A 20162-nucleotide genomic window follows, 5' to 3' on the forward strand; every position below is an offset into this window, starting at 1 on the left:
ATTGTAGAATTTAGTTAACCATATGAATATAAAAGTAAATGAAAAATTAAACTAAAATATGAAGTGCAAATCATTGAACTTCGACTGTTTATAATTATTTTGTTATTAGCATTAAAAATTTAATTAAAAAATGGTTTTGAATTATTGAATTCTTCAAATAAGAACAGTCTTAACATTGTTAGTTGATTAAATGTTAATTCTTTATTATTTAAATAAATATCTTTTGGATTTTTAAATAAAAATAAATTTAATTTATAGGGTTGAAATTTTTCTTTTTTAAAACAATATTTTCTAATTTGGTCATAAGTATATTTTTTATCTATTTTAGGATTTTTACTTTTAAGTTCAATATTAATATTTTTATTCAAATTTTCTAAAAAGATTTTATTGTTTTCTAAATTGATGTCAATTTCATCATTAAAAAAGGTAGTTTTATCATTGCTTCTTGATGCATGTTTTCACATTAAAATATGTAGTTTTACACCTATAAATTTTTCAGGAATCATTATAGGTAAAAATAAGGGAATTATCAAACACACAAAAAAAGAAATATATTTAAAAATTTCATTTATATATGTTAATTTTTTATTAAAAAAGATATAGAGAACAAATGAATAACAAAAAATATAAATGGGCGCTAATAATAATGTATATAAACCAGCATTTTTAAAAAATGTCTTTTTTAAAAATCCTTTATTTATTGTTAAATTATTTTCATTTAAATATTTTGTAGCATTTAAAATTAAAAATATAAATTTATCATAAATAAATTTTTTAAATATAAAAACTCACCCTATAGTAAATGCAATAATTAAGCAAAAAATAATATATAACATTGTTGATTTAATCATATTTATTTCCTTATAAAATTAATAATTAAATATCTTAAATAACTTATTTGTTCTCTATCTAAATATTCATTATCAATTTTTAATGTTAATGGTTCAGAACATAATGTTGAATCAATATAGGCAATTTTATCATCATAATTTTCAATTTTATTTAATCTTTCTTTAATTTTAGAATATGAAGGTAAATAAATCATAGAATGTGCATTAAAAGGGTTTATAAGATAATAAATATTCATATTATCAATAACAATATAATTATGTACTATCATTTTTTTAGAATCACTAATTTTAATTTCTGAAAAGTCTAAAAAATAATTTTCATATTTTGTATTGTTAAAACTTTTACTATATAAATTTAATTTTCTTACTATTCTTCTTATATCCACTCACATTAGCGTATTTATAAGTAAATGAAAAGATAAAAGCGGATCCTAAAGTGATACTTGGAGTTATATCTTTTAAAGTAAATTTTTCAATTTTGACTTCGTAAAATATGGGTATTGAAATGAATATTAATAATAAGAAAAACAATATTGTTATTATTATTGCTTCAATTTTTCATCTTTTAATTTTTTTATTTATTTTAATATTAACTTTATATTTTGTACTAATAAAATAATTTAAATTTTTATTATAAAAATTAATTATTCTTCCTTCAATGTTATATAAAATTATTAATATTAAAACTATACCTATAGGAAAAAAAGAAAATAATAAATAAATCATTACTTTATATTTTATATCATTTTACTTTTGCTTGATAATCTATAAGAATAAATTTCGTAAATCTTAATAAATTTAAATTAAAAATATGAAGCACAAATCATTACACTTCATATTTTTTAATTTTATAGTTCGTTTTAATTTAATAAATGTGTTCAGTGATATTTAAACTATCAACAACAATAAAGTTATCACCTTTTTTGATATTAAATCTTTCTAAAGCAATTCTTCCATTATCATGATTTTCTTTAATCATTAATCTAATTTTTTCAGAATGTTGTTCACAGAAGATTCCCGAAGTTATGCCATATTTATTAACTAATTTATCATCACTAACAATTCCTGCTATAAAAGCATTAGGTCTATATGTTGATATTTCTTTAAGTAGTTCTCCAGTGTGTGATAATATAACGGCAAATTTAAATTTTCCATCTTTTAGTTTTTTGGCAACTTCATAAGCTATTTTGCTTCTTGAAGATGCATTTTTTGCAATAGTTTTTAATTGCTCATTATAAAATAGTTCATTATAATATTCAGATTCAGCTCTTTGCGCTATTTTAGCCATAGTTTTAACTGCTTCTACCGGATATTGTCCAGAAGCTGATTCGCCAGAAAGCATTGTTGCATCAGCACCTAATTCAACAGCGTAATAAACATCCGTAACTTCAGCTCTAGTTGGTAAAGGACTTTTTTCCATTGAATCAAGCATTTGGGTTGCGACTATAACTTGTTTTCCTGCTAAACGGCATTTTCTGATTATTTTCTTTTCATAATAAGGAACGTCATAATAAGGTATTTCAAGTCCTAAATCACCACGTGCAACCATGATTGAATCTGAAGCTTCAATTATTTCATCAATATTATCTATACCTTTTTTAGATTCAATTTTTGAACATATTTGAATATTTTCCTTACCTAATTTTTTAAGTAAATTTCTTATCTCATTAACATTTTCAGCGGAATTAACAAATGAAGCAGCAATAATATCAATTCCATATTTTGCTCCTCATTCAATGTCATTAATATCTTTTTCACTCATAAAAGGTAATGAAAAATCAATTCCCGGAATGTTAACCCTTTTATTAGTTTTTAATAAATGCGAATTTAAAGATTTAACAACTATTTTATTTTTTGTTACTTCCTTAACTTCAGTTACTAATTTTCCATCATCTAATAAAACTTTTACCCCAGGATATACATCTTTATCCATTTCATATGAAACAGTTATATTATTTTCATCACCAATTAAGTTTTTATGTGATTTAGCATCTGTATAAATATTGATATATGCATCTTTTTCAATCATACATGCATCATTTTGCATTTTACCAATTCTAATTTCAGGACCTTTTGTATCAAGCATTAAAGACATAGGAATATCTAATTCTTTTGATACTTGTCTAGCTAAATCATAAACTTGTTTATGGCTTTCTTCAGTTCCATGTGAAAAATTAACACGGCAACAAGAAACACCAGCTTTTATTAAATTAGTTAATATTTCATGGTCATTTGAAGAAGGACCAATTGTAGCCACAATTTTGGTTCTTTGTTCGTTAAATTTCATTATTTTCTCCATATTTTAATAAGCTTTTTATTTTAAATTTTTAATTAATCTTTAATATTATACTTTCTTATTTAAATAGTTTCTTATTAAAAATAAGTTAAAAAACTATTGATTTATAATGTTGATTTAAGTTAAAACAAATTTTTGAATTTTAATTTTTGTTTTATTTAATTTTATTATCTTCATTTATTACACAAACTATACAAATAGATTCGTCATTTTTGTCTTTAGGTTGTAAGTAACATTTTACATCCTTATAAGAATCAAGCAATTTTAATGAATCTTCGAATTTTATTTCGTTTTGAAGTGTAATTTCTACTTCTTTTTCATTGTTTTTCATTTTTACTCCTTACATTTTCATTTTAGATAATAAAAGCTTAATAAGTTAAAAATTGATAAAAATTTGTGAAAACTCATGCCTTAATTTATCAAAAATGGTGAATTTATCTTAATTTTGAAGATTTACATATTATTTATTTATGCAATTAATGACATATTGTGTTATCATAAAAACTATGTGAAATTTGCAAAAAAGTTTTTAATTCAAAATTAAATGAATGATATATAAAAACTTTGCGAAATAAAGAAAAAATTTATAATCTTGGTTAAAATATGAGTTCAAATTTCTTTAATTATTTAATTACCTTTCTTTTTGTTAATTCAACAATTGTAGTTTGGTATTTTCTTATTAAATTTTTAACAAAAAATAAATATAAGTATGTTCAATTGAAGGTATCAGCAAAACCATATTTTATAGGTAAAAAAATTAATGTAAAAGACTATTTTTTTAGTGATGTTATTAAGAAAATATTTATTTTAATTTTGATTGCTTTATTTACTGAAATTGTTTTTACTTCATTTAATATTTATTTTCTTAATAAATATTTATTACAAGGAATGAATAAAAATGACAAAATTGATATTACTTTTACATTTATATTCTCTGAACTTACTATTTCAATATATTTATTAAGTTCACTAATTGTTTATTTTGTTTATTTAGCAAAAATAGTTAATTGAAGAAAAATTAACTCTAAAAATAAATGAAAAAATTTTGAAGATTATTTTTCTATTTCATATCAATCTGAATTGATAAATTTTTTTACTAAACAAATTGATATTGAATCACAATTTAAAAAAACAGAAGAAAAAATTAGATTAAGTAATTTTGATTTGCTAAATATTGTAAGAAAGAAAAATAAAATTAATATTAATGAAATTTATGATTGATGTATTTTGGACTATGATAATACTTATATAGATAAAAAACAATACACAATTGAAGATTTTGCAACATTTTTTAATGCATATAAATTTAATATTATGTTTAAAAATTAAATTATTTTTTAGTTAATTTGATTTAAAAATTTTTGTATATCTATGTTTTAGACAATTAATTTTATATAAGATAAAATTATTTATTTTTAAATTAATTAATAATGAAAATTGAATAATATTTATTTTATGGTTAAGTTTCAAAAACCATATTATCTATAAATAAAGCAAATTATTATAAAATTTAAGTATAAAAAAAAGAGCAAAGGAAAATATGGAACTTAAAGATAAAACATCAATATATTTTCATAAAACTCAAGAAATTGCTAAGAAATACCGTAAGAATGAAATAATAACTTTGCCTAATAAATTATTAATTGATAATTTTGGTTAAAATATGAATTCTAGTTTTTTTAATTATTTAATAAGTTTTCTTGTTATTAACTTAATAATAATTTGCGCATACATTGTTATTGATTTTTTAACTAAAAATAAGTATAAATATATACAGTTAAAAGTATCAGCAAGATCATATTTTATAAATAAAGAAATAAGTATAAATGATTATTTTTTTATTAACACTATTAAGAAAATAGTTTTTCTTATTTTAATTTACTTATTTATTCTGATAATTTGCTTTACTTTTAATTTTTATTTTCTTAATAAATATTTATTTCAAAATATTACTAAAAAAGAAAAAATTGAAATCATATTAGAAGTGGTATTTTCAGATATATTTGTTTCGGCATATTTATTAACTTGTATCATTACTCGCTTTGTTTATTTAGGAAAAATAATTGGTTGAAGAAAAATTAATTCTAAAAATAAAAATAAGTGAAAAAGGTTTGAAGATTATTTATCAATTTCATATTTAAATGATGTAATAATTTTTCTTACAAAAGAAGTTAATATTGAATCTGAATTTAGGAAAACACATATAAAAATTAGATTAAGTAATTTTGATTTATTAAATATTATAAGAAAAAATAAACCTATTGTCAATATCAATGAAATTTATAATTGATGTATTTTAGATTATGACAATACTTATATAGATAGCAAAAAATATAAAATTGAAGATTTTGCAACATTTTTCAATGCATATAAATTCAATGCTATGTTCAATTGCAAATAATGCTATTATTAATCAACATACATATGATTAAAAGTGAAGCCTTATACTTTAATTTAATTGTAAAAATATGTACAAAAATATGATGAATTATAATATGTTAAAGAATGGATATTTTGAAGAAAAAATATTTGAAATATTTAAATTGAACATTAAATAATCGTTTATTTATGTAAGTTTTTATTTGTGCACAAAAATCATATTTTCTATAAATAAAGCAAATTATTATAAAATTTAAGTGTAAAAAAAGAGTAAAGGAGAATATGGAACTTAAAGATAAAACATCAATATATTTTCATAAAACTCAAGAAATTGCTAGGAAATACCGTAAGAATGAAATAATAACTTTGCAATTTTTTCAAAGACATAATAATGTAAAACTATGTGGTATTAATGAAGTTTTAGAATTGTTGAAAAATAATACTGATATTTCTAAATATACTATTAAATATTTACCTGAAGGAACAATAATTAATAATCGAGACGTAGTTTTAGAATTAGAAGGACCTTATTATGAATTTGGAATTTGGGAAGGAATGATTGATGGAATTTTAGCAAGGCAAACTTCAATTGCAACTAATGCATATAGAATCGTTGAAGCATCAAATGGTAAAAATATAATTAGTATGGCAGATAGAGCGGATCATTATATAAATCAATTAAATGATGCATATGCTTTAAAAGTTGGAGGAATTAAAAATCATTCAACATTAGTGTCTTCTAATTACGATTTATCTCATACTTATGGTTCAATGCCTCATGCATTAATTCAAATGTTTGAAGGTGATGTATTAAAAGCATGTGAAGCATATTGTAAAACTTTTCCAAATGAGCCATTATATGCTTTAGTAGATTTTCATAACGATGTAATATCGGATTCATTAGCATGCCTTAAAAAATTTAAGGAAAAACTTAAAGGTGTTAGAATTGATACATCAAAATCTATGATTGATAAAATGTTCAAAGAAGGAGAAGCTCAATTTGGGGTAACGCCTCTACAAGTCAAAAAGCTACGTGAAGCATTAGATAAAAATGGTGGTAAGCATGTTAAAATTACAGTCTCATCAGGTTTTGATGAAAATAGAATAAAAGAATTTGAAGATGAGCATACCCCAGTTGATTCATATGGAGTAGGCGAAGCATTGTTAAGAATTAAAATTCATTTTAGTGCAGATGCTACTAAAATAAACGGAAAGAAAATTGCTAAAGCCGGAAGAGAATATTTAAACAATCCAGATTTAATTATTTATGAAAGGAATAAAAATGAAAACTAAATCAACATATAAAAAACCAGTGTACATTGTTTCATTAGTGTTATGAATTTTATTAACATTAAGTTCAGCTGCACTTTATTTAATGGTATTTGTAAAACAAATAGCAAGTCTGAAACAAATAGAAAATTTTGTGAATACTAAAAAAGTTTACTTAATTAATTCAGCTACTTGTTTAGGAATTGCTGCCATTGTCATGTTAGTATTTAATATTTTTGATAAATTAAGATTAGACGCGCATGATCAAATATACGATGTAATTAAAAGAAAGAAAATGGGAATAATTATTACAGGAGTTATATTTACAATTATTTTTTCAATCTATACTGTAATATTATTCTTAATAATTTTTCAATCTAAAAATCCACAAATTCAAAAACTACTAACCAAGGCAAAAATAACATTTAAACCAGAAGAAAAAATATATTGATTATATGCAGCTTATGGTTCGGCTATAGCATTAGGATTAATTTTATTAAGAACTATAATATGTTCAATTATTATCTTGCCAAGTAAAAAACTTTCTTTAGGCACTTCATCAAATACTATAGCACAAGAATCAACTAAAGATGAAAAAGAAACTAAGGAAGAAGATAAATCATCAACAGTTGAAATAGTTAAATCAACAAATCCAAACATGAATCAAAATGAAACGCTTGAAATTGATTTTAGTAAGTTTAATTTAAAAGTTATTGAAGACACCGATAATAAATTAGCGACTTCAAATACACCAATAACTAATGAAAAAATTCAAGAACTTCAAAATCTATTCAATGAAGTTACAGCATTTGAAGAAAAAATTGATCATAAAAAATACAGTTCAATTGTTAAATATGTTCAAGATTCATTAGAAACATTTACTGTTAAAGTTAATGAAAACTTAACACAAGAATCTGTTATTACTAAAATTAATAATTTAACAATTAATTTTAAACGTGCTAGATTATTGCTACTTTTACTAGATTGTCGTGAATATGCTATTGAAATTAGTTCTACTCCTCAACTTAAGTTAATTGGCAATAATTTATTGAATTTTGTAACTAAGAAAATTAATGAATTCAATGATCTAAATTCATTACGTAAAACTAAAACTTTAATTAATGAAATTCTTACAGAATATTTAATTGCTAAATTAAGCCAATATATTTCAGAAGTTGAAATTGAAATAAGAAGAAATCCAAATCAAGAAGCACTAATTAAAGAAGCTTTAGATATCATAAAAGCATCAAAAGCTGCTATGAACAAGAAAAATATTAATGCAATTAAACAAGCAATTACTCATCTAGAAAAAATTAAAGAAGCTTTTTCCAAAATAGGTTATGGTAATCTTTATCAATAAAACTATGATATTGATATTAGAAAATAGAATAATAAAAAATGAAATATACAAAATTTAAATCCTATTTATTGAATATATTAAGCATAGTCTTAATATTTTCATTTTTAATTGGTGGAATTATTTTAATTCTACTAGCCTCAAATACAATAAAAGCAAATATAAACAAAGCAGGTTCAATTAGTTGTTATGTATTTGGTTCTATATTTTTAGTTTTCTTTATTTTTATAATTAGCAAAATAATTTCAATTTTTACATCAGAAAATAATTACAAAAAAAACGCTATTGATCTAGACAAGATGTTTAAAGATTTTGAATTATCAAAAGAACAAACTAATAATGAAAAATTATTTGAAAATGCTCCTGCATTTGATAAAGAATCAAGAAACATTTATTACACTTATTTACAAAATTATGCTCGTAAATCTTTTAGACGTCCATCTTTAGAATTAAATAGTATTGATCTTAAACATTTGATTGAAAAATTTATTGTTGAAATTAAGCAAACATATGAAATATTTGATGTTTATTTAGCTATTGAATATACAAAAGCTATTAACAAAAAATTTATTTTACGTGGTGAATACAAGCATTACAAGTTATATTTTGATGGAATAAGAAAAATATTGCATCAACTGAATATGATAGTCCGCAAAATGTTAAATTTTTCATAGAGAATTACTATTAATTAGTAATTTTTTATTTATATTTTTTAACTTAAATTTATTTAATTTTCATAGTTTTATCTTTTTATTTAAATGTATAATTATGAATGTGTTTATGCACATTAAAAAATATCGATATTTTATATAAACAAATAAGGAGTGCTTTAATGCCTATGAATTTAAAAGGTCGTAGTTTAGACTCAGCTCTAAATTTTACAACCGATCAAATTAATTATTTAATTGACTTAGCAATTGATTTAAAAAAATCAAAATTGCAAGGTTTACATGTTAACAATCGTCCATTAGTTGGAAAAAATATTGCTATCATGTTCCAAAAAGATTCAACAAGAACTCGTTGTGCTTTTGAAGTAGCAGCAGCAGATTTAGGTGCATCATGTACCTACATCGGGCCAGCAGGATCAAACTTTGGTAAAAAAGAATCAATCGAAGATACTGCTAAAGTTCTAGGACAATTTTATGATGGAATTGAATTCCGTGGATTCAAACAATCTGATGTTGATGCATTAGTTAAATATTCAGGAGTTTCAGTTTGAAATGGTTTAACTGATGCTGAACACCCAACTCAAATGTTAGCTGACTATATGACTATTAAAGAACAAAAGGGTGACTTAAAAGGTAAAAAAATCGTTTTTGCCGGAGATATCAAAAACAACGTTGCTCGTTCAATTATGATTGGTGCAGCATTTACTGGAATGCATGTTGTATTATGCGGACCTAAAGATCAACATGAAATAGTTAAAAATGGCCCAGACCACAAAGCAGTTTACAAAGCTTGTCAAGAATTATTTAAAGTTAATGGTGGATCTGTTACATTTTCAGATAACAAATTAGAAGCTGCTAAAAATGCAGATGTAATTTATACTGACGTGTGAGTATCATTAGGTGAAGATTTTTCACTATTTGAACCTCGTATCAAAGAATTAGGAAGTTTCCAAGTTGATATGAAAATGATTAAAGCAGCTAAAGAAGATGTAATTTTCTTACACTGCTTACCAGCATTTCATGATGACCACACTTTATTCTCATCAGAAATCAAAGAAAAATTTGGTGCTAAATATCCAGTTGTATCTACAGGTGCAATGGAAGTTACTGATGAAGTATTTTTATCAAAATACAACAAATCTATTGAACAAGCTGGAAATAGAATGCATTCTATAAAAGCAGTTATTCTAGCTACATTAGGATATTAATATGAGTAGAATTGTTATAGCCTTAGGTGGAAATGCTTTAGGTAACAACCCAGAAGAACAAAAAGAACTTGTTAAACTACCTGCTAAAAAAATTGCAGAATTAGTTAAAGAAGGACACGAAGTTATTATCGGTCATGGTAATGGTCCTCAAGTTGGAATGATTTTTAATGGAATGTCAAAAGCACATGAAGTTAATGAAAAATCACCTTTAATTCCTTTACCAGAAGCTGGTGCAATGAGTCAAGGATATATTGGTCTTCATATGGTAAATGCAATTACAAATGCATTTAACGAAGCTAAAATAGACAAAGAAGTTATGTATATCTTAACTCAAACAATAGTTGATGAAAATGATAAAGCTTTCAAGAATCCTACAAAACCTATTGGTCCTTTTTATGCAACAAAAGAAGAAGCTGAAATGATGAATCCAAACAGCGTTATCGTTGAAGATGCAGGACGTGGATATAGAAAAGTTGTAGCTTCTCCTATTCCACAAACTTTTGTTGGAATCAATCAAATTAAAAAAGCAGTTGAATCAGGTGCAATCATTGTTGTTGGTGGTGGAGGAGGAATTCCTTCAGTTAAAGACAAAAAAGGAATGATTTGCCCGGTTGATGGAGTTATTGATAAAGACTTTGCTTTATCAAAAATTGCTTCACTAGTTAAAGCTGATTATTTTGTTGTTTTAACAGCAGTTGATAATGTTATGGTAAATTACAAACAACCTAACCAAAAAGCTTTAAAACATGCAACAAAAGCTGAACTTGAAAAATACATTGAAGAAAATCAATTTGCTCCAGGAAGCATGCTTCCTAAAGTTAAAGCAGCAATTAAATTTGTTGAAGAAGGTGGAAAAGCATCATTTATTGGTGACCTTAAAGACCTTGAAGCAATTATTAATGAAAAAACAGGAACTAAAGTTACTTTAAAATAGTTAATTTAATTAATTCAAAATATATAAAAAAATATGGACATTAATTGTTCATATTTTATTTTTGTTTAAATATTCAATGTTTTTTGATAAAAAAACTACTAAACGATTGCAATAATTACAAATGAATGTTAAATTTTAAACTGTGATTTACGTTTTTGCAAATAAATCTTATACTCTTTACTAATTAAAATTATCAAAGTAAAATCTATGTTTTGATCTTATACTTGATTTTATGAACATAATTATTATGGGCAAAAAAATTATTAGTCACACTTTTTTACATTAAAAATGCAATCTAAATAAATTATTATATAGAGTTGAATTTTATGTTTACATTGTTATTTATTTGATATTTTTAAATAAATGTTTTTGGATTTCCTTTATTTAAAATATGAATTTTTACATTTCCACCTAAATTTTCTTGAATTAATTGAGTCATTTCATTTGAAGCATTTTGAATTACATCAAAAAATTTATCATCAATAGATTCAATGAATAAAATTGCATTTGTAGTATTATTTTTCAATAATGTTCTAGTTGATTCTCTTCAATTTAAACATCTACAAATTGCGCCATCATCATCTTTATAAATTATTTCTTCAGGATATGGAGGCTCAGAAATATTAGAACCATAAGTTATGAATTGTTCACAACCATCAGCTTTTGTTAGTAACATATTTCCTTTAATTTTAAATATGTCTTCACCACCACAAGGAACTCCATATTTTAATGATATATAGTTATAAATATCAACTAATGGATTTATAGAATTTAATTTGTTGCCATTGCTAATTCTTTTTAATAGTGATTCTATAGAACTTCGTGCACCTTTTTTGGTTTTAAATTTACTGAACGCTTCTCTTCAATATTTAATTATTTCATTGTCGATTCATATTTGAGAATCAATATATTTTTCTGCAATAACACTCGCTTTATTTAATAATTTTTCACTCTCAATTTTTACATTATTATCAATATTTTTTGCGATAATGACTGCAATATTTGCATTGGGGAAAATTTCAAAAAAATCTTTAGTTATTTCAAATTTCTTCATAATATCAAATTTTATATTAAAAATTTATATATTTTTATACTAAACATTATTTTATTAAATTTGAATATATATTTTTAATTCTCTATAATTAAGTAGTAAATAGAAATAGGCGTTTTTAAGGATAATATATGAAGCAAATTTTTACACTTGATAGTAATAAAATTAAAAAAATCGATATTAAAAAAATTTATGATTCAAAATATAAAAGATTGGCAAATAATTTATTAGACATTAAAAGTAAGGGTGATTATGCAACATTTTTTAAACTTTCAAATATTAATTGTGATCTTAAAAAAATAATTGGAATTAAAAACTTACGTGATTTATTTAATTCTAATAATTTTAAAATACAATTAAAAAACAGTATAGAAAAGCAAAATGTTTTGGAACTCGAAACGATTAAAACTATATCTGGATTTAAACTTTGAATGTCTAGCAATGATTTCCAAATTACTCCTAAAATGCAAGAAAATTTGTCTTCAGATCCATATAAATGATTAAATTTTTACAAAAAGAGAATTATTGACATAAACTCAAATTTCATTAAAACTTGAAAATCAAATGCTAAAAAACTAGAAGAAATATATTCAGAAACTAACTTATGACCTTTATATATAGGTACATATTTCTTAAAGTTTAGAAAAGATGATGTTTATTTATATGCTCCATTTATTTTAAAAGCCGTTAAAATAACAGTTGAAAATGACTCTATTTTTCTTGAAAGTCTTGACGACAATATTATAATCAATGAAAAATTAAAATATTTAATTGAACAACATAGTGAAATAAAATTACCTATTTTAGTTGATGGCGAGGAAATTTCTTTAACAAATGCTATTGATGATATTAATGGAATTGAAAAATCATTTTTAGCTAATCATGATGCATATGAGCAAGATTTATTTTTTAATCCATTCACAGAACTTAGCAAAAAAGATTTTGAAAATAATGCAACTATTGAACTTTCTGCTGGAACAGTTTTAGTACAAGCTAATCCTATTGGGTCAAAATTAAGAGAAATTATGTTAAATTTAATCGCCCAAGAAAAAATAGATAAGCTAATTAGTGTTGATGATTTGTTTAACTATAATAAAGAAGCATATGAAAAATCATTAGAAAAATCTAATATAGCCCGTGTTACTCCATCGGATTTTAGCCAAGAAAAGGCAATTATTGGAACACTTGAAAATTCATCAATTATTATAGGGCCTCCAGGAACTGGAAAGTCACAAACTATTGCTAATATATTAATTAATATTGCTAAGAATAATAAAAAAGCCTTATTTATATCACAAAAAAAAGTAGCATTGGATGTTGTACTTAAAAGACTTGGCGAATATCAAAACATGATGTTTCAATTTCTAGAATCACCTAAAGCAAGCAAGAGTGAAAAAGAATACTTTTATAAACCAATAATAGATTATTTTGAAAAAATAAACAATTCATTTAAATATAAAGATATTGATAAATATGACACAAGTTTCTTTCATAAAAATGAAATGGAATATTTGGATGCTAAATCAGAAATTGGTGAAATCTTTAATAAAGATTTAAAAGCATATCAAAACTTAAAATCACAAGGTAATCTAAATGAAAATGTTAAAAATTTTGAAAAGTTTTATCGTATTTTTAACAAATTCAGATCAAAAAATGACTTTCTAAAGATTTTTAAATATTATCGTAAAATATCAAAACATAAAATTGCTAAAAAATTACGTGCAAATAAAGATGATACATTTTTAAAAACATACTCAAAAGAATTTAATTATAATTATTGATTAACTAGAAAATTATATTGATTCCACCGTAAATGATTACCTGAATTTAAAATTAATGATTTAGTTCAATTATCAAACTTTATAAGACTAAATTCGTTCATTGAATTTGACAATCAAGAACATGAATATTCACGCTTTTTAGATTTTAAAAGTATAAATAATACTACTCCTGAACTTTTAGAAGCTATTTATAACAATGCTGCTTTAATTAGTAAGAAAAAATTAAATATCTACCGTGGCCAAAGTGAACAAAAGCTACAAAAATTAAATCGATTCTTCGGTCGTTTGGAAAGGAAAGTTACAAGCCCTTATCTTTTAACATTTTTGTTCAATGACATTATTAAACAAGTTTATAACATATTTGTTGGAACGCCTGAAATATTAGCTAACTTTGTTGATTTTGAAAAAGATCGCTTTGATTATGTTATCTTTGATGAAGCTTCGCAGATTTTTATCGAAAAAGCAATTCCTTTTATTTCAATAAGTAAAAAAGTTATTGTTGCTGGTGATAGCCAACAAATGCAACCAACTAATTGATTTGCAACTCGTGATGAAACTGAAGATGAATATTCTGAAGCTGAAATAACTTCATTGCTTGATTGAGCAATTCATAACCATTTGCCAAAATATGTTTTGGAAATGAATTATCGTTCAAATTCATCTGAATTAGTTTTATTTTCAAGCAAAGAATTTTATAATTCTGAATTAAAAGGATTAGACAATTTTTCTCAACGCAATAAAATAAGTATTGAAGTTGTTGATGTTAATGGAATATGAGAAGATAATCATAATGTTATTGAATGCGAAAAGATGATTGAAATATGTGAAAAAAATCTCAAGAAATATAATTCAATAATTTTATTAGCATTTAACCGTAAGCAACAAGATTATATTTATGAACAAATTGCTTTAAAATCTCCTAAGATATTTGAAGCATTGGAAGACAAAGTTATTTTAAGAAATATTGAAAATATTCAAGGTGATGAAGCAAATCTAGTTATTGCATCAATAAGTTATACCGCACAAACCTCATTACATGCAACTTATATTGGATCTAAAAAAGGTAGAAATGCTTTAAATGTTGCAATTACTCGTGCTAAAGATAAAATGATAATTATTAAAAGCATTAAAAATACTGAAATCGATCCTAAAAATGATAATTTATTAACATTTAAAAAATGACTTGCATATATTCAATTAAGTGCTGATAAGCAAAAAGTTTATACTAAAATTGCATTATCAGAAGAAAATAAGTTAAAAAAATCACAATTTATTTTTGAAATAAATTCATGACTTTCACAACAAACATTTGCTAACGAGATAAAAATAAAATTAGATTATTGCATCGGTTCATATAGTATCGATATGGCAATATTAGACAATAAAAACAATTTTATTGTTGGACTTAACCTTGATTCAGTGGCTGACGAAATTAATATGGATGAATTTATTGATAATAAAATCAAAACTGATTTCATGGCTGTTAAAGGTTATCCAATATATCGAGTATCAAATTTTAGATTTAATGAAAACAAACCGGCAATGTTTAGAATAATTAATACATTAATTAATAAATAGTTTAACTATTTATTTTTTATTTTTGCGAGTCTACATAACTTTTGAAATATGGTAAAAAGTTTTCATATTCAGAATCAATTAATTTATTAATTGGAATAAAGACAAGTGATGTACCATTAATACAATATCTAAGTCCACCTTTATTTTTTGGCCCATCATTAAATACATGACCTAAATGTGAGTTTTGAATATTTGAAGTTGTTTCAATGCGATTAAGATTGTGTGAATAATCATTAGTATAGTTAATACAATCAGTTGTTATTCCTTTTGTGAATGAAGGTCAACCACAACCTGAATTATATTTGTCTTCAGATGAAAATAATACTTCTTTGCTTATTTTATCAACATATAAGCCAACATCATTTTTTAAATATATTTCAGAAGAATATGGTTTCTCTGTGTATTTATCTATCATTACTTTATATGACAAATCATCTAAATTTAAATGACTTTTTATATTATCTAAATTTATTTTTTTAAATTTTGATAACGAGTTATTTAAAATATCTAAATCTATATGGCAATATCCTCAAGGATTTTTTTCTAAATAGTTTTGATGATATTCCTCTGCCTTTATAAAATGTTCCAATTTTTTTACAACAACAGCTACTTTTTTGTTTGAGTTCAATTTTTCAAATATTTTCAAAGTTAATTCTGCACATTTTCTACTATATTCATCAATATAAAAAATAGATGTGCGATATTGTCTTCCAATATCATTACCTTGTTTATCTATTGAGTATGGATCGATTATCAGTAAAAATCTTTCAAGTATTTCTGCTAAATTGATTATATTTTCATCATAAATTATTTCAACAGTTTCAGCATGATCTGTTGTTTTTAAAATCTTATAATTTGTTGTTTCTGTAAGTCCATTTGCATATCCAACTTTTGTTTCTACAATCCCTTTTATTTTTGAAAAATATGCTTGTATACCTCAAAAGCATCCGCCTGCTAAATATATTTTATTCATTATTAACTATAATTCCTTTCACAATTTCGGCTTATATATTATATATTTAGTGTTAGACAATATACAAAAAAAGAAACCTTAAATCAATAAGATTTCCCTTTTGTTTAATTAATTAAGCACTAAATACATCATTACCAAATTCAGCATTAGGAAATGTATTTTCTTTTGTAAGGCCTTTATTTGACAATGAAGAACGCGCAAATGCTCTATTGCCGACTTTATCGACCTTACTTCCATTTTTAATTAGTTGAACATTTTTAATTCCATAAAATGCTTCTTCTTCAATTGTTACAGTTCTAGTATTGAAGTCGATTTCAGCATTTTCCTTAAAACTTGCATTTTTGAAAGCATGTTTATTAATTTTAGTTCAAGTTTGGAATTTTAATGAATCTAAATCACTAAAATTAACATTTTCAAAAGCACTTTTTCCTATTCTATGAAGGTCATCTGTCATAGTTAATGTTCTCAATCCTGAGTCCTTAAATGCTTCATCTTCTATAGTTTGAACTTTATTAAAATCAATTTCTTTAAGTGATCTTGAATTTTTGAATGCTCCTTTTTGAATATTTTTCAATAAGTTACCTAATGTAACTTTTGAAAGATTTCTATTATTTGAGAAAGCTTCTTGTTCAAGTCTTTCTAATGAAGTTAAATCAATTTCACTTAATGATGTGTTGTTGTAAAATGCTCTAGTTTTTATTTTTTGAACATTTTCTAAATTAATTTTTGTTAAATTTGAGCATGCTGTAAAGGCGTTATTTCCAATAGTTTTTACATTTGAAGATAATGTAACTTCTTCTAGATTAGTACATTTTCCAAATACTTCTTCAGGCAATTCTTCTTGTTCAAGAGAAGATAAGTTAACTTTTTTAATAGAACTTGCATTTAGAAATGATCTAACACCTAAAGTTTTAACGTTTGATAAATCAATGTTAGTTAATTTGCTACATAGATAGAAAGCAAAATCATTAATTTTTTCTATCTTAGATAAATTTATTTCTTCTAATTGTTGGCATTTAGAAAAAGCGTTTTGAGGAATTTCTTTAAGATTTGATTTTTCAAGATCAATAATTTCTTCAATAGATGATTCTTTAAATGCTTCACTACCTAACTTTTTAATATTTTTTAGATTTAATTTTTTAACAAATAAGCCTTGGCATCCATTGTTTTGTATTTCTTCAAGATTATCAGTATCAAAAGTATCCATTTTGTTGTTTTTTGCTACATTTGATAATGAATATTCACCAATAATTATTAAGTTTTTACTATTTTTAATTTTTAGATTAAATGCATTTATGAAAGCATTTTTATCAAGAGTTTGAATGTTATTAAAATCTAATTCTTTGATATTTCCACAATTTGCAAAACATGATTCTGGTATATTTGTGATTTGATCATTAAATTTATTATTTAATTCTAGTTTTTCACAATTTTCAAAAGCGTTTCTACCTAATTTTGTTACATTTTCTAGTTTAAATGTTTTTAGATTTTTATCATTTGTAAATGCATATTCGCCAATTTCAACTTCTTTTTCAAATTCGCCAATAGTTTCTAATTTTGTACATTCAAGGAATGCATTTTTTCTTATTGTTGTTGCATTCTTAAGGTTTATATTTGTTAATTCTGCACATTTTTCAAACGATGAAATTCCAAATTTTTCAACAGATTCAAGATTTATTTCTTTTAATACACCACAATTGTAAAATGCTTCATCACCTATTTCTTTTAATTCAGGATTTGATAAATTAACAGATTCAAGTTTTGAGCATTCATAAAATGCTTCATTACCTATTTTAGATATATTTCCATTGATTGTTTGTTTTAAATCATTACAGTGTCTAAATGCACCATTGTTAATTTCTTCAACATTAGCTAAATCTAATACTCCTGAAAGCTTAGAATTTTCAAAAGCATTAGCACCAATTTTTGTAACTTTAGCTAAATCAATTTTAGTTATTGAAGAATTTAGAAATGCTTTGTCACCAATTTCAGTTACATTTTTAAGATTTAATGTTTTTCCATCATTAAAACAAGTTGTATTCATGAATGCTTCATCACTAATTTTGGTCATGGCCTCTGAAAAATCTAAATCCAATGAGGAATCACAAGAAACAAAGTTTTGTTTTCCTAAATCAGTAATGTTGTTTAGATTAATTTTCTTGAAACTAACATTTTTAAATGTTTTATTTCCTAATGAAGTAAATTTATTATCTAATAAAATTTGTTCAACATATATTGTTTTTGAACCAATTGATGAATTTCACATATTTTCATCTAATGAATCAATTGTTGATGTCAATTTTAAATTAACAAAACGATTGAATGTTTTATTGCGTCCATAGAAAAATAGTTCTTGTAAATCTGAACAATTTTGTAAACCTTTACCTATTTCTATAGTATCAATTTGTTCAACTTTTGAAAATGTTCCATCATCATCTGTTTCTTGATTATTAGATTTATAAATTTTTTCAATAGTATCAGCAAATTTTAAATGCTTAATTGTAGCTCTATGTAGCGCTTTTCTTTCAAGTTCTTTAATACCATTTTCTAATGTTAAAGTATTAACGTTAATATTTGCAAGCGACATAGCAGGAATTTTTTCGATATTTCCTTTAACTGTTAAGTTTGCAATCATAGAAAAACTTGATATAACTTTTCCTATATTTGATTTTTCTAATAATTTTCCAATTGTTAAAATGTTTGATATTGAAGTTTCAGAAAATGCATTATCTGCTATTTCATCAATGTTATCTGGGAAATTAATATCATCAAAAGCACAGTTTGCAAATGCTCTATTTTTTATTGATTTTAAAGTTGAATTATTAAATGTTACCTTTTTTAGCTGTGAAGCATTAAATGCATCTTCAGAAATAATTTCAGTATTTTTAAGATCAATTTCAGTTATCTTTGAATTTTCAAAAGCATTTTTTCCAATTTCTTTAATTGTAGAAGCTAGATCGATTTTTTGAATATTAACATCTTTAAAAGCATTATCGCTAATTTTAGAAATAGTTTCCAAGATTTTTACATGTTTAATTTCTTTGATTTGTTTTAGTTGATTATGTAAATCTATAACATCAAGTGCTTTTCCAATATTTAATTTTTTAATTGAAAAATCAGGATTAAATAATTCTTTTTTGATTACTTGTTTAATTGCATCGTTTAAAGTTAATTCTTTTAGATTTGCATTAGGTAATGTATTAGCTGAAATTTGTTCAACTTTATTAGTATCTAATGTTTTAATTTTGTCACATTCTTTTAATGCATTATATGAAAGTGAAGTAACACTATCTTCTAAAGTTAGGTTTTCTTGATTTCATTTGGCTTTTCAAGTAGCTTTAGTATGTTCTTCATTTCCATATTTAATTTTTATATTATCAGGTAAATCTTGTGTTCCAATAATATGCGATTTATCGGGAATATTGATTTCTTCAAGTGAAGTAATACCTTTAAATGCATCTTTACCGATTAAACCAGTTTGCTTAGTAATCGTTATTTTTTTAACATGTTTAAAATTACTGAATACATTATCACCTAATTCTTTAACATTAGGAGGTAAGATAATTTCATCAATTTCTGGTCGATTTGCATATCTTTTAACTAAATCTTTAGTTATTACACTATTTGAAGCTAAAATACGATTGAATTCAGCTTTTCAATTTTGATCTTGTAAATCTTTGATGCTTTTTGCACCTAAAACCACCGCTGTAGCTAATTGAATTGAGACAGTTGTTCCTAGTGCTGAAAAGATCATTTTTAATAGTTTTACTTTTTTGTTAATAGGTTTTTTTATTATATTTTTACTCATATTATTAAA

General features: G+C 23.6%; 16 protein-coding genes. 8 read left to right on the top strand and 8 right to left on the bottom strand.

Annotated elements, in window-relative coordinates; translation table 4 throughout:
- Window positions 1-119: 119 nt before the first annotated feature.
- The 5 genes from LQ356_RS01040 to LQ356_RS01060 all read right to left on the bottom strand — a co-directional run bounded on the left by LQ356_RS01040 (window position 120) and on the right by LQ356_RS01060 (window position 3478).
- Entirely contained in the window at window positions 120-851 is a 732-nt protein-coding gene (locus LQ356_RS01040) for a hypothetical protein (RefSeq protein WP_405311938.1), read from the bottom strand.
- A gap of 2 nt (window positions 852-853) precedes the next feature.
- Window positions 854-1237: a hypothetical protein gene (locus LQ356_RS01045; protein ID WP_405311939.1), complete on the bottom strand. Its 384-nt coding sequence runs from the start codon at window positions 1235-1237 to the stop codon at window positions 854-856.
- Window positions 1197-1577 (bottom strand): hypothetical protein, encoded by a 381-nt coding sequence (locus LQ356_RS01050; RefSeq protein ID WP_405311941.1) that lies wholly within the window; start codon window positions 1575-1577, stop codon window positions 1197-1199. The genes LQ356_RS01045 and LQ356_RS01050 overlap by 41 nt, the downstream gene beginning before the upstream one ends.
- 139 nt (window positions 1578-1716) lie before the next feature.
- Window positions 1717-3138 (bottom strand): pyruvate kinase, encoded by a 1422-nt coding sequence (gene pyk / locus LQ356_RS01055; RefSeq protein WP_405311942.1) that lies wholly within the window; start codon window positions 3136-3138, stop codon window positions 1717-1719.
- A gap of 163 nt (window positions 3139-3301) precedes the next feature.
- Entirely contained in the window at window positions 3302-3478 is a 177-nt protein-coding gene (locus LQ356_RS01060; RefSeq protein WP_405311944.1) for a hypothetical protein, read from the bottom strand.
- Window positions 3479-3750: 272 nt separating this feature from the next.
- Between LQ356_RS01060 and LQ356_RS01065 the strand changes: the two genes are divergently transcribed.
- The 7 genes from LQ356_RS01065 to arcC all read left to right on the top strand — a co-directional run bounded on the left by LQ356_RS01065 (window position 3751) and on the right by arcC (window position 10962).
- Window positions 3751-4476, top strand: a complete 726-nt coding sequence (locus LQ356_RS01065) for an MAG0920 family protein (protein WP_405311945.1) — start codon at window positions 3751-3753, stop codon at window positions 4474-4476.
- Between the two features lie 334 nt (window positions 4477-4810).
- Entirely contained in the window at window positions 4811-5548 is a 738-nt protein-coding gene (locus tag LQ356_RS01070) for an MAG0920 family protein (RefSeq protein ID WP_405311947.1), read from the top strand.
- 224 nt (window positions 5549-5772) lie between these two features.
- Window positions 5773-6819 carry a nicotinate phosphoribosyltransferase gene (locus LQ356_RS01075; protein WP_405312187.1) on the top strand — a complete coding sequence of 349 codons (1047 nt, stop codon included), beginning with the start codon at window positions 5773-5775 and terminating at the stop codon, window positions 6817-6819.
- The gene (locus tag LQ356_RS01080; protein ID WP_405311949.1) at window positions 6809-8155 is read left to right on the top strand and encodes a hypothetical protein; all 1347 of its coding nucleotides are present in this window, start codon (window positions 6809-6811) and stop codon (window positions 8153-8155) included. The genes LQ356_RS01075 and LQ356_RS01080 overlap by 11 nt, the downstream gene beginning before the upstream one ends.
- A 38-nt stretch (window positions 8156-8193) precedes the next feature.
- Window positions 8194-8826 carry a hypothetical protein gene (locus tag LQ356_RS01085; protein WP_405311950.1) on the top strand — a complete coding sequence of 211 codons (633 nt, stop codon included), beginning with the start codon at window positions 8194-8196 and terminating at the stop codon, window positions 8824-8826.
- 158 nt (window positions 8827-8984) lie between these two features.
- Window positions 8985-10028 (top strand): ornithine carbamoyltransferase, encoded by a 1044-nt coding sequence (gene argF, locus LQ356_RS01090; RefSeq protein ID WP_405311952.1) that lies wholly within the window; start codon window positions 8985-8987, stop codon window positions 10026-10028.
- A 1-nt stretch (window position 10029) separates the two neighbouring features.
- Window positions 10030-10962: a carbamate kinase gene (arcC, locus tag LQ356_RS01095; RefSeq protein ID WP_405311953.1), complete on the top strand. Its 933-nt coding sequence runs from the start codon at window positions 10030-10032 to the stop codon at window positions 10960-10962.
- A 355-nt stretch (window positions 10963-11317) separates the two neighbouring features.
- On the opposite strand, the gene LQ356_RS01100 is transcribed toward arcC, so the two are convergent.
- Complete coding sequence (locus tag LQ356_RS01100; protein WP_405311955.1) at window positions 11318-12016, bottom strand: B3/4 domain-containing protein; 699 nt, start codon at window positions 12014-12016, stop codon at window positions 11318-11320.
- 128 nt (window positions 12017-12144) lie between these two features.
- Here LQ356_RS01100 and LQ356_RS01105 point away from each other — a divergent pair, with 128 nt between their 5' ends.
- Window positions 12145-15372 (top strand): DEAD/DEAH box helicase, encoded by a 3228-nt coding sequence (locus LQ356_RS01105; RefSeq protein WP_405311957.1) that lies wholly within the window; start codon window positions 12145-12147, stop codon window positions 15370-15372.
- Between the two features lie 16 nt (window positions 15373-15388).
- Here the strand turns inward: LQ356_RS01105 and msrB are convergent, their stop codons facing one another.
- Window positions 15389-16345: a peptide-methionine (R)-S-oxide reductase MsrB gene (gene msrB / locus LQ356_RS01110; protein WP_405311959.1), complete on the bottom strand. Its 957-nt coding sequence runs from the start codon at window positions 16343-16345 to the stop codon at window positions 15389-15391.
- Window positions 16346-16457: 112 nt separating this feature from the next.
- Window positions 16458-20153, bottom strand: a complete 3696-nt coding sequence (locus tag LQ356_RS01115; protein ID WP_405311961.1) for a leucine-rich repeat protein — start codon at window positions 20151-20153, stop codon at window positions 16458-16460.
- Between the last annotated feature and the right edge of the window lie 9 nt (window positions 20154-20162).

This window comes from Metamycoplasma faucium (assembly GCF_045160055.1).
GTDB lineage: Bacteria > Bacillota_I > Bacilli_A > Mycoplasmatales > Metamycoplasmataceae > Metamycoplasma > Metamycoplasma faucium.